The 11,538-nt window shown below is 62.3% G+C and carries 8 protein-coding genes; 2 read left to right on the top strand and 6 right to left on the bottom strand.

Annotation, left to right across the window (positions count from 1 at the left end; all coding sequences use genetic code 11):
• Positions 1 to 1,035: 1,035 nt before the first annotated feature.
• From IPM12_16750 to IPM12_16740, 3 genes are all read right to left on the bottom strand, one after another.
• Positions 1,036 to 3,123: a T9SS type A sorting domain-containing protein gene (locus tag IPM12_16750; GenBank protein MBK9149455.1), complete on the bottom strand. Its 2,088-nt coding sequence runs from the start codon at positions 3,121 to 3,123 to the stop codon at positions 1,036 to 1,038.
• 71 nt (positions 3,124 to 3,194) lie between these two features.
• Complete coding sequence (locus tag IPM12_16745; protein ID MBK9149454.1) at positions 3,195 to 5,579, bottom strand: TonB-dependent receptor; 2,385 nt, start codon at positions 5,577 to 5,579, stop codon at positions 3,195 to 3,197.
• A gap of 261 nt (positions 5,580 to 5,840) precedes the next feature.
• Complete coding sequence (locus IPM12_16740) at positions 5,841 to 6,359, bottom strand: ATP-binding protein (GenBank protein MBK9149453.1); 519 nt, start codon at positions 6,357 to 6,359, stop codon at positions 5,841 to 5,843.
• 93 nt (positions 6,360 to 6,452) lie between these two features.
• On the opposite strand from IPM12_16740, the gene IPM12_16735 reads away from it, so the two are divergent.
• Positions 6,453 to 8,288, top strand: coding sequence for a T9SS type A sorting domain-containing protein (locus IPM12_16735; GenBank protein ID MBK9149452.1), 1,836 nt, complete (start codon positions 6,453 to 6,455; stop codon positions 8,286 to 8,288).
• Positions 8,289 to 8,372: 84 nt separating this feature from the next.
• The gene (locus IPM12_16730) at positions 8,373 to 9,089 is read left to right on the top strand and encodes a lycopene cyclase domain-containing protein (protein MBK9149451.1); all 717 of its coding nucleotides are present in this window, start codon (positions 8,373 to 8,375) and stop codon (positions 9,087 to 9,089) included.
• On the opposite strand, the gene IPM12_16725 is transcribed toward IPM12_16730, so the two are convergent.
• From IPM12_16725 to IPM12_16715, 3 genes are all read right to left on the bottom strand, one after another.
• Positions 9,080 to 9,646 (bottom strand): nicotinamide mononucleotide transporter, encoded by a 567-nt coding sequence (locus tag IPM12_16725; protein ID MBK9149450.1) that lies wholly within the window; start codon positions 9,644 to 9,646, stop codon positions 9,080 to 9,082. The two genes, IPM12_16730 and IPM12_16725, sit on opposite strands and share 10 nt — an antisense overlap.
• Positions 9,647 to 9,754: 108 nt before the next feature.
• Positions 9,755 to 10,348, bottom strand: coding sequence for a leucine-rich repeat domain-containing protein (locus IPM12_16720; GenBank protein MBK9149449.1), 594 nt, complete (start codon positions 10,346 to 10,348; stop codon positions 9,755 to 9,757).
• A complete protein-coding gene (locus tag IPM12_16715) occupies positions 10,345 to 11,289 on the bottom strand; it encodes a bifunctional riboflavin kinase/FAD synthetase (protein MBK9149448.1) in 945 nt (314 codons plus the stop codon). The genes IPM12_16720 and IPM12_16715 overlap by 4 nt, the downstream gene beginning before the upstream one ends.
• Between the last annotated feature and the right edge of the window lie 249 nt (positions 11,290 to 11,538).

The following is an 11,538-nucleotide window of genomic DNA, read 5'->3' as shown; positions in this document are numbered from 1 at the left end:
GTGATTGTATGAGTAGTTCCGGTCGCCGTGAAGCTGTACCACACATCGTTCGAGGAGGGGCTAGCGCAGGAAGGGTTCGCTGCAAGAGACTGCGTCGCACCGATTGTGGTGCCCGATGTGGTGACGCAGCTAGTGCCTGATGCAAGTGGGGTACCGGGACAGCTATCGTTGGCTGGCAACGGTGTTACCGGGGGGACGCTGTAGAACAGCGTTGTCCCAACAGCATTCCCGAACGCATTGCAACTATTATTATTGTAGCGGGTCACGAAGATCCTGTAGGTGCCGGTTGTGGGGCACAGCCAATTGAGGTAGGAACGCGATGCGAAAGTCCCGCACCCATCATCATCAGCGGTCAACTCCGTAGGTGTCGTATTGCCATTGTAGATACGTAAGTAGGTATCCACGTTAGAGGCAGCAGCACAGGTATTGAAGTTATAGACCAAGCCTGCCGTCGCGGTGAACGACCAGTAACGCCTGGCGTTTGCCCCAACAGCAACGCTCTGGACAGCCGCGGCGGGAGCAGGGGTTAGGGCACCCATGTTCGAAGCGTTGCCGCAGAACTGGGCTTTGACATTATTTGGAGCGAAAAGGGCAATGCACAATAGCATCGCACTGGGCACCATCAACCGCATCGGGCTTCTTGGACCCGCTTTTCTGGAAGTGTCTCGATTCATCATGGCAAATGGGATTGGACTTGTGGTTGGGGGTAGCGTCCTCCTGTTTCGCTGACAAGAGCCCTCTTCCTCACTTGAGCCGTTCTACCTGTATAACCGGCCTTGCATTCCGGAGACAGGATGCTGTAGAGCCTTGAATAGGCGAACAGTGCGTGAAAGCTAGATGAAGCGGTTTCGACAAGTCAAGTAATAATCCCGACGAAACGTCAACATGGTTACCATGAATAAAGAAATATCATCGACGAGGGCAACCGAAGTGAAGGATGGGCGTCGGTAGAGGTTGCTCTGCTCGCGTCAATGGCATACGAAGGCCCCGTCAGCCGTACGGCTGGCGGGGCCTTCGTATGCAGTTCGTGCCGTCTTACGGCTGGATCACCAGGCGCTCCGTGTACACCTTATCGCCAGCGATGATGTTCACCAGGTATAGGCCGGCCGCCAACTCACCTTTGAGCGTGATGACCGTGTTGAAGAAGCCGCCCTGGGTGGCGATTGCGCGCGTGCCTGCCTGTCCGGTAGGCAGGCTCACGCGCTTGCCGAAGGCATCCAGGATGTCCACGCTCACCCTATGCACGCCCTCCTCCACCCACTCCAAGCTCAGCATCAGCTGGTCGCCACGGTTCGGGTTCGGGTACATGCGCAATTGTGCTGAGCCTGTCGAAGCAACTTCCACCATGTTCTGGTTGCCACCGATTTCGGGCGGGCAGGAGATGGTCAGCAGGCACACATCGCCCCATGGGGCAACGCCATTGGGGGCGCACCAGTTGGTGCCGCTGGTCTCGAAGCTCGCCCGAACATCCACATCGTAGGAGCGGCCGCAGACCAGGCCCGTGGTGTTCACGAAGTAGGTGTTTGCCGTCTTCACCACGGTGTACAGCGGGTTGTTGCCATCCGAACGGAAGCGGAACTGGTAGCGCTTCGCGTTCAGCCACGTGCACGAGGGCAGCATGCGCCGCACCGGCCGGGCATGCACAAAGGCGTTGCTCGCGATCGGACGCGTGGCGCCGCAGCTGAAGTAGGCGTTTCCCGCGATGTCATTGAGCTTGGCACGCGGGCACTGCGCGGCGGCGTTGTCGATCATCAGGCGGCAGGCGGGGCCCCATTCATTGTAGTCCCCGTTCACGCGGCCGCGCACCTTAACGTTATAGAGTACGCCTTGCTGCAGTTGATTGCCGTTCCATGCGTTCAGCTTGAAATGGCAGGCGCGCGTGGGACCGGCGGAAAGTCCGTTGGGGGTGTTGTGGCTCTGGAAGCGCCGGAAACTGTAGGTGCCATTCGGATCGAACCACCACATCTGGTAGCCGCTGGTAGCGTTGCTGACGCTGTACTCGTCGCTCACATCCTGGTTGGCATTCGCCACCACGTACTCCGGCGTGCAGGGGCTGGTGCGCCAATCGAGCTTGTCGCAGCTTGTGCTGATGAGCCGGTCGGTGCCGAGGGGCACGCAGAACGCGTCGGCATCGCTCATGCCGCTGAAGCTGCTGCTGCCGAAGTTGCCCGTGTTGTCGATGATGCGCTTATGGGACTCGTCCCGCAGGAGGTATCCGCCACCGGCGATGCCATCGCCACCGTCGTCATGCACGCGGAGCAGGTAGCAGCCATCGGGCAGGCAGCAGGTCTCTGTATAAGTATCCGCCGCATCGGCATACGGCCCGCCGGTGCAGCGCACCTCACCGCTCCCCTGCTCCACGATCTCCCATCGGTTCTCGCTGCCGAGGTCATCGGTGGTGATGACCACCTCCAGGTTGTTCGTGCAAGGTCCATCCGTCAAGGTGGTGAGGCCCTTGCTGTAGGGCGATTGAGGATTGGCGCTGATGAGCGTGTTGCCCGCGCGCTTCACCTTCACGGAGTTCGCTGCTGCGCTGCGGCTCAAGTCCTCCGTACGGAAGGTGAAGCAGGCATCCTCCGCCAGCGCCAGTTCCTCGGTCACGGTGATGTTCGCATCCTCGTAGGGTCCGCCCTGCGCCACCACCTGGTTCAAGGCATTGGAGACCGACCAGACGACGGAGCCGGGGTCGTCGCCCAAGTCGATTTCCACCTCCATGTCGCCGCCGTTGGCCTGGGCGGGCGCTTGGTCCATTTCAATCGCAAGGATGTTCCCCACGGGGTCCTCGTCCGGGATGGTGTTCACGCTGATGATGCGGAACTCCAGCTCGTCGCCGGGCTCCACGTTCACCGGCGGGAACGACGGCTGACGCACCTCGCCCTGCGGCGCGGGAATGGCGAGCTGCCAGTCGAAGGAGTTCTGCTGGATGCCGTTCTTCCAGGTCTCCACCACGCAGCCGCTCATGGAGGACGAGCCGACGTTCTGAATCTTCAGCACCGGCGTGGCATCGCCATCGCAGGCGTACCGGAGGCCGGTGTATTCGAGGATCTTGGCGTCGTAGGTGGTCTGCGCGGCAGCGGAAAGGCCACCGATGGCCAAGGCGAGGAAGAACACGTGGCGGGTCATGGGCAGGGCGTTGGATCGGCCAAGCTAGAGGCCGCCCATCGGGCTCGCAATAGAACGTTGGTTAGTCCCCCTCAGAAACGGATGGTGAATCCCCCGAGCACGTTCACCGGCGCCTGCGGATAGAGGCCTACGAATTCCTGTCGCCGCCCGTCGGCTTGGTAGCTGTACACCCAGCCGTTGCTCTCGTACAACTCACTGAAGAGGTTGCGCACGGTGAGGTTGAAATCGATGCCGCGCGTGCCCTTTGCCAGCAGCGTCACGTTGGCCCGCAGGTCGTTCACGACGAAGGCGTCGAGGCGTCGGTCCGCGCTGGCGCTGTTGTCCAGGTACTGTTCCCCCACGTATTTGGTGACGAAGGTGAGGTCGGCGTTGCCGCGCTCCACGCTGTTCCATATGCGCAGGGCCATTTCGCTCCCGGCAATCACGGCCGGTGAGAAGGCGAGCGTGCCCTCCTCGTAGGTGAAGGCCTGCTGCCCGCCGTTGTCCCAATCATCGATATACTCGGTGAAGGCGGTGATACGGTTGCGGCTCAATGTGGCGTTTGCGCGCCAGGTGATGCGCCGTCCCACTTGCACGGCGCCCATCAGCTCCACACCGGCGCGGTAGCTGCGCGGCACATTGGTGCGCAGGGCGGCGCCCACATCGTTCAACTCGCCGGTGAGCACGAGCTGGTCGGTGTAGTCCATATAGTAGAGGTTGATGCCCGCACTAAGCCGTCCGGAGCGCCGGTCGTAGCCCAGTTCGTAGTCGATCAGGCGCTCGCTCTTCGGCCGACTCGCAGGTGTGGTCTCCAGAAGGTCCTCCCGGTTGGGCTCGCGCTGGCCCACTGCGATGGATGCATATGCACGTCCGCCATCATGCACGCGCCAAAGGACGCCGGCCTTGGGATTGAAGAAGGTGAAGCTGATGGTCTGATCGGCTGGCGTGAAGTCGTCATTAAGCATCTCCAACCGGTGCGTCACGTGGCGCATCTGCACATCGCCGAACAGGTCGATCCCGTTGCGCACTGCGTAGGTGAGCTTGGCGAATGCGTTTGCGTCAGTCTTGCTCGCTTCGTTGTCATAATACCGGTCGCCGATGCTGGTGGTGCCGGCGTAGCGGGCCCAGATGAGCTCGCCGAAGTGCTGCCCCTGGTAGTCGCTGTAGCTGCCGCCGAGCAAGAGGCGGTGCGCGCCGAGCTTCAGGTCAGCGCTGAGGTTAGCGCCCATGAGCGTGTTGTCGAGCCAGCGCCTGCGGATGAGGTCGCTGGTGGAAACCGTATCGCCATTGATGATCGCTGGCGCGATGCCATAGTTCACCAGCTCATCCGCTTCGCGGAACTGCTCGAAGTAACCAGTGCCATCCACGCGGAAGAGCGTGAGGTTCATCGTCGCGTTCGCGCCGAGCCGCTGATCGAAGAGCAATTGATGGTGCGCCTGGTCATAGTGGTCCACCTCGTTCTCGTAGGTGTAGGGATTGAAGGTGCGGTTGGTGTCGATCACCTCGCGCGGCACGCCGCCCCAGGCCTGGTAGGTGACCTCCTTCCCCCGGAAGTGGACGAAACGCAGCGAGCGCTTCGCGCCGATCCAAGCGCCTTGCAGGAAGTAGCTCTTCAGATCGGCCGAAGCGCGATCGACATATCCGTCGGTGGCGATGGACGACAATCGTGCATCGAGGCTGAAGCGGCCATTGATGAGGCCCGTGCCCGCGCTGGCGGAATAGCGCTGCGTGCCGAAGGAGCCGCCGCTGGCGCTGAGCAGTCCCCACGGCGCGCGCTTCACCGCCGTGGTCCGGATGTTCACGCTCGCGCCGAAGGCAGCAGGTCCATTGGTGCTGGCGCCAACGCCGCGCTGCACCTCGATGTCCTCCGCGCTGGTGGCCAGGTCGGGCATGTTCACCAAGAAGGCGCCCTGGCTCTCAGGGTCGTTGAAGGGCACACCGTTCACGGTGATGTTGGTGCGCGTGGCGTCGGTGCCGCGGATGCGCATGTAGGTGTAACCGATGCCGGTGCCGCCATCGCTGGTGGACACCACGCCGGGCTGCTGCTCCAGCAAGTAGGGCAGGTCCACGCCGGTGTTGATGCGGTCGATCTGCTCGCGGTCGAGCGTGGTGCGCGCAAAGGGCGAGCGCTCGCTGGCACGCAGGGCGGTGACCTCGGCCGCACGCATGGCGATGACATCGGGGCTTAAGCGGATCAGCAGATCAGGCATCCCTTCCATCGCGACAATCACGGTGTCGATGCGCTGGTAGCCCACCATGCTCACGCGCAGGCGCAGGTCTCCGGGACGAAGGCCTCTTATCGTGAAATGACCCTGCGTATCCGTGGCGCCACCGAAGGCGAGGTCACCGCCGAGCACCACGTTGGCGCCCGCCAAGGGCGCATCGCCTTCGCCGAGCACGGTACCCGCAATCTGCAACTGAGCGTTCAGGCCGAGCGGCGCGAAAGCAATCCAGCATGGAATGAAGAGTCGAAGCATGGTCCTCCGGTTGGTTTCCTTGCACGGAGGTGCCGCCAGAGGCGGGTTCCCTTCGCAGCATTACCTGCGCAGGTTCAACGGGTGTGATCTCAGCACCGCCGCGTGGCGGGCACCCCGATGCAAGACGGGACGAAGGTAGGTGCGAGGATGAAGGGCAAAGGGCGAAGGCAAAAGGATGAAGAGCGAAGGGCGCGAATCCGGTCTGTGACCAGCACGCACGGAAACAAAGGGCGTTTGCCAATCACCCGAAAGGCGGGGTGATTACAGCCCTACGCGGTCCATCGCTTCGATGGCGGTGCGCAATCGTAGCTGACGGTCGCCGCTTAGAATGATGTACGGCTTCCGCAGCTGTTCGAGCATGGCCTGATAGACGCCGAACAAGCGGTCGCGGTCGTGCGGATTCTCGCGCAGCGGGTCGGGCTCCCAAGGGATGTCGGGCGTGCAGAGCAGCCAGAGGTCGTACTGGCGCTGCTCGGATTGCTCGCGGATCCACGGGTCGCAGCGGTCGTACTTCTCCTCGCTCCATATGCGGATGGTAAGGAGATCAGTGTCGCAGATGAGCATTGGCAGCCGCTGCTGCTCCGCTAAGATCTGCGCCTCGTCCTCGGCGCGCGCCTGTGCCTGGGCGATGGTGAGCAGGTCCGCTTCCTCATATCCGGGCCCACTGTCCGTCAGATAGGGGCGCGCGAACTCTCCCACCACGATGCCGTGGCGCCCTAGGTCGCGTGCCAGCGTGGATTTGCCGCTGCTCTCCGGCCCGACGATCGCGATCTTCTTCATTCCCGTTCCGTTCCGAAAGTAACTTTCGGTCACCCTGCAGGCAGCTATTCGCCCATGCAAGGCTGTCCTGTGAGTGAATCATCCCCTAGAACCATGCGCACACGAACTACCCTCTCGCTGATCGCGATTAGCCTTTCTGCGGCTCAGGCCGCGATGCCGCCCCTTCAGCAGGCCACCTTGCAGGAGCATCTGCTTGAGGTGAATGCAGAATGGCGAACGCAGGATGCCTCACCCTTGGGGGGCCAATCCATTGTGAGCTTCGCGACGGAAGCGGAGCGCATCCGCACGCACCTCTTGATGGTGCGAGAGCGACTGCTGGCCCGGGACCATGCGGGGATGTCCGCCGCCTCGATTGAAGAACGGTCGACGCTGCTCGCGCGCCTAGGCGACTACGCGGAGGGGCGGACCTTCCCGCAGAACCACGTGGTAGCGTACCGCAACCCGGTCTTCATCGACCCGCAGGGCACGGCGTGCGCGGTGGGCTGGCTGATGATCGAGAGCGGGCATGGCGCGCTGGCGGAGCGGATCAGTTCGGGCATGAACCTCGGCTACGTGCGGGAGATCATCGCCGATTCGCGCTTCGCGGCCGATGTGGCCGGATGGGCGTCGGTGCATGGCTTCACAGCGGATGAACTGGCGTGGATCCAGCCGGGGTATCCGCCCAATTTGCCATGGGCGCCCTTCGGCGGCGGTACCAACGGCACGGTGAGGGTGATTAAGGAACTCTCGAACGGGCACATCCTTATCGCCGGTGATTTCACACAGGCAGGCGGGGTGGATGCGAACGGCGTGGCCATCTGGAACGGAACGATGTTCCAGGCCTTGGGCAGTGGTGTGGAGGGCACGGTGAACTGCGCGACGGAGCACAACGGCGAACTCTACCTCGGCGGCGAAATGCTGAGCGGCCCGACCGACCTGGCGAAATGGAACGGCACAGCGTGGACCTTCAGCACGGTGTTCGACGGCAAGTACCCGTTGATATCCGCATTGCATGTACACAACGGGCAACTGCACGCCGCGGGCGCCGTCAGCGGCTTCGCCGGTGTGAACGACCTGGTGATGCGTTTCGACGGCACCTACTGGCTCCCGGTGGGCAGCGAGCTCAACGATGCAATCCTCGCTCTCGCCACGCACAACGGGGTGCTGGTGGCGGCAGGCGCCTTCACGGGTTTCGAGACTGATCCGAATCCGCTGATCCGGCACGTCGCCGCGCTGGAGGGTAATGAATGGAGCGAGCTGGGATACGGACTCGACGCCACGGTACGCGACCTGTTGAATGTGGATGGCACGCTCTACGCTGCTGGGACCGTTTACGTGAACATCGCACCGGCCTTCGGGCTGGCGCGCATCGCGCAGGGCGGGGCGACGTGGGAGCAGCTGATGCCCAACCTCACGATCTACCTATTCAGCGGGGCGGGACCCGCATACATCAACAGCATCGCCGAGCACGAAGGCCACATCTATTTCGCGGGCGACTTCATCGTGGCAGGCAATATCATGGAGGTCGGTTCCAACCTGGGCCAATGGTATGGCATCGATCAGGTGGGCGCAATGGCCAGTCCCGAGGCCCCGATGCATGCGGTGGAGGTGACAGGCAATCAGTTGATAGCCGGTGGCGCCTTCGAAGGCTGGGCGCCGTATGTGGCGGTGCTGGACCTCGCCACTGGTGTTGGGGATGGGCCTGATCCGATCACGATGCAGATGGCGCCGAATCCTGTGACCGACGAGGTCAGGCTCACCAGTGCCAGCATCCCATTCGCGACGGCGATGGTCACCATCACCGATGCGTCAGGGCGAGCGGTCAACCCGCCGATGGCACGGCAATCGGGCGTGTTGCGCATCGATGCCTCAGCGCTGGCCAGCGGCCCGTATGTGGTGCGCATCGACAATGGCGATGGACCAGCGATGGCGCGCTTCGTGAAGCACTGAACGAAATTGGATTGGGTGGTGCGGCGGCAATGCATCGCCGCCCCGCACATTTCGTCGTGTTCCGTGTTCCTTTGGCTCCGCCGCATGGAGCGCTTCTATTACCTCGCCCTCGACCTGCTGAGCATCGCCTTCCCGCTTGCGGCGAGCTTCGAGCCACGCATCGCGTTCTGGTCGAAGCGGCGCGGCCTCTTCACCGGCATGGTCGTGATGCTGGCGGTCTTCATCATCTGGGACATCATCTTCACCGTGAACGGTGTTTGGGGCTTCAGCGACCGCTACACGTTGGGGATCGACGTGGTCAGGCTTCCCTTGGAGGAGTGGCTCTTCTTCATCGCGATACCGTACAGCTGCGTGTACTTGTACGAAGTGATGCGCTATGCGATCCGCAAGGATGTGCTGGCCCGCATCGCCGTTCCGCTCAGCATCGCCTGGATGCTCGTGCTGCTTGTGGTGGGTGTGCTGACCATCGACCGCATGTACACGGCGGTCACCTTCCTTTCCACCGCAGCGCTGCTCGCCGTGCATGTTTTCGTGCTGAAGAGCCCCTGGCTCGGCCGCTTCTTCCTTGGCTACGCGGTGAGCCTGATCCCCTTTTTCATCGTGAACGGCATCCTCACCGGATGGCTTCTCCCCGAACCCATTGTATGGTACAACGATGCGGAGAACCTCGGCATCCGGTTGAACACGATTCCCATCGAGGACAGCCAGTACCTGCTGTTCTTCCTGCTGCTCACCATCACCTTCTACGAGCGGTCGTTGAAACGCGCGCACGGCGACCTTCCACCGAATGATCACCGCTGAGTGGCCTGCCACTCGCGTCGCCAACGCACCAGCGCCGATGCGGAGATGATCACGTAGATGGCATACAGCGCCGCGTACCACCACATGCCGAGCAGTGCGTAGAGCGCGATCGCCACCAGGTCGGCCACGATCCAGTACGCCCAATTCTCCAGGATCTTGCGGGCCAGCATCCACGTGGCCAGCAGGCTGAAGGACGAGGCGAAGCCATCGAGGCCGGTGTACCGCGCTTCCGGCAGGAACTTCAGGAGCAGAGCCAGCGCCAATGTGAGGGCACCGCCCGCGAGGATGACCGCAGCATGAAAAGAGAAGCCGCGCCGTGTGATGGGCAGCGCGCCGGCGTCGCCGCGACCCCATGACCACCAGCCGTAGATGCCCATGCCCACATAGTACGCGCTGAGCAACGCCTGCGCATACACCTGCTGATGCACAAAGAGCGCGACGCCCAAGGCCGATGCCGCCATCCCGAAGAGCCATCCCACGCGCCGCTCGTAGAGCATGAGCACCGTGTAGGCGAGGTTGCCGGCGGCGGCGACTGCTTCGATGAGGATCCAGTTCACTCCGATGGTTGGGGGTTGAAGGTTGGACCAAAGGACGGTTGAGGGTAGGGGAACAGGTATCCGATCCAACCCTCAACCCGCTCAACCTTCAACCTGAACCCAACTCTTCTACATGCCACAATTGCACGGCGCGCTGAAATGGATCTTCGCCCGTGGCAGCAATTCCTGGATGTGATCCATCTCCACCTGCTCGAACTGGATGTTGCGCAAATCGAGGAAGCGCAGCGCTTCCATGCGCTCCATCTCCGGAGGGAATTCGACGAGGTCGTTGTCCCAGAGGTCCAGCGATACCAGTTCGCGCAAGCCGCCGATGCACTTGGGCAGGCCGGGCAGCGCGTTGCGGCTCAGGTCGAGCCGCTTGAGATGCTTCCATTGGCAGATGAAGGCCGGGAACTCCTTCAGTTTGTTTCGCGAAGCGCGGAACTCCTGCAGGTGGACGAACTCTCCTATCCAGGCCGGCAATGTCCGGAGCTTGTTGCCGCTGAGGTCGAGCGCATTCAGGTTGCGTAACTGCCGCAACGATTCCGGAAGCTCCTTCAGCTTCTTGCCGGAGAGGTCGAGGCGGAAGACCTTATCCGGCTCGGCCAGGGCGCGCTCAAGGCTCCGATACGTGCGGGCACTGTCAAGCGCGGCTTGAGAAAGCACTTGGGCCTTCGCAGGAAGCAAAAGGCCAACGAGTGCGATGGTGAGAACCGCTCTCATGCCACTGCCTGTTGATTCAACCGTTCCATCGCCATGCGCTTGTCCGTGTGCAATTGTTCGCGAAGGGCTTCCATGTCCGTGAATCGCTGATCGCCTCGGATGCGATCGAAGAAACGCACGGTGATGGCCTCGCCGTACAGATCGCGGTCCAAGCCGAAGATATTCACCTCCACATTCCGCTGTGTCGCGCCTTGAACGGTGGGTCTATCGCCGATGTAGAGCATGCCGGTATGCCTGCCATCCTTCAACGCCACCTCCACCACATAGACGCCATCGCCGGGGATCAGCTTGTAAGCATCGATGGCGCCGATGTTGGCCGTCGGGAAGCCGATGGTGCGTCCGAGCTGGTCGCCCTTCACCACCACGCCGCTCAATGGATAGTCATAGCCCAGGAGATCGGCGGCAGTGCGCACCTCTCCGACCAGCAACGCCTGGCGGATCTTGGTGCTGCTCACCTTCACGTGGTCCACTTCCTGCGCGGGAATCTCCTCCACTTCGATGTCGTAGGCCTCGCCAAGCTGCCGCAGCAGCACTAGGTCGCCTTCACGGTTGCGGCCGAAGCGATGGTCGTAGCCGATGACGACGGCGCGCACACCCATCGCGCCCACGAGCACATCGCGGACATAGTCCACCGCATGCATGCGCGAGAACTGGCGCGAGAAGGGCACCACGAGCAGGTGGTCGAGGCCAGCGGCTTCGAGCAAGGCGCGCTTCTCGTCCTGCGTGTTTAAGAGCTTCAGGTCGTTGTCGCCCGGGAAGAGCACCATGCGCGGATGCGGGTGGAAGGTGAAGAGCACGCTCTCGCCTTCTTCCTTCTTCGACCGAGCGATCAGCCGCTCGATGATCGCCTTGTGCCCCCGATGCACGCCATCGAAGGTGCCTGTGGTGAGCACCGGGCGCTTGACGCCCTTGAAATCGGCGATGTCGGTGTGGACGATCACGGGGCGAAGGTCTGCGTTTGAGGTTGAGGGTTGTCGGTTGGGAAGTTGATGGTTGAGTGGGTTGAGGGTTGAATGCGGCACCACGCGAACCTCACAACAGGGTTGGGGCCCGTGCGTTCGGAGCAACCCTCAACCTTCAACAGGTGTGGGCCTAGAGCACTGGGCCAACCCGCAACTTCTCAACTTCCATTTGGCCGAGCCGCATGAAGCCCTACTTTCGCGGCCGCAAAACGGGGCTATCCCCCAACG

The organism is Flavobacteriales bacterium, from assembly GCA_016716605.1.
Lineage (GTDB): Bacteria > Bacteroidota > Bacteroidia > Flavobacteriales_F > PHOS-HE28 > PHOS-HE28.
The sequence above is the reverse complement of the archived record's forward strand: the minus strand, read 5'-3'. Positions and strand labels throughout refer to the sequence as shown.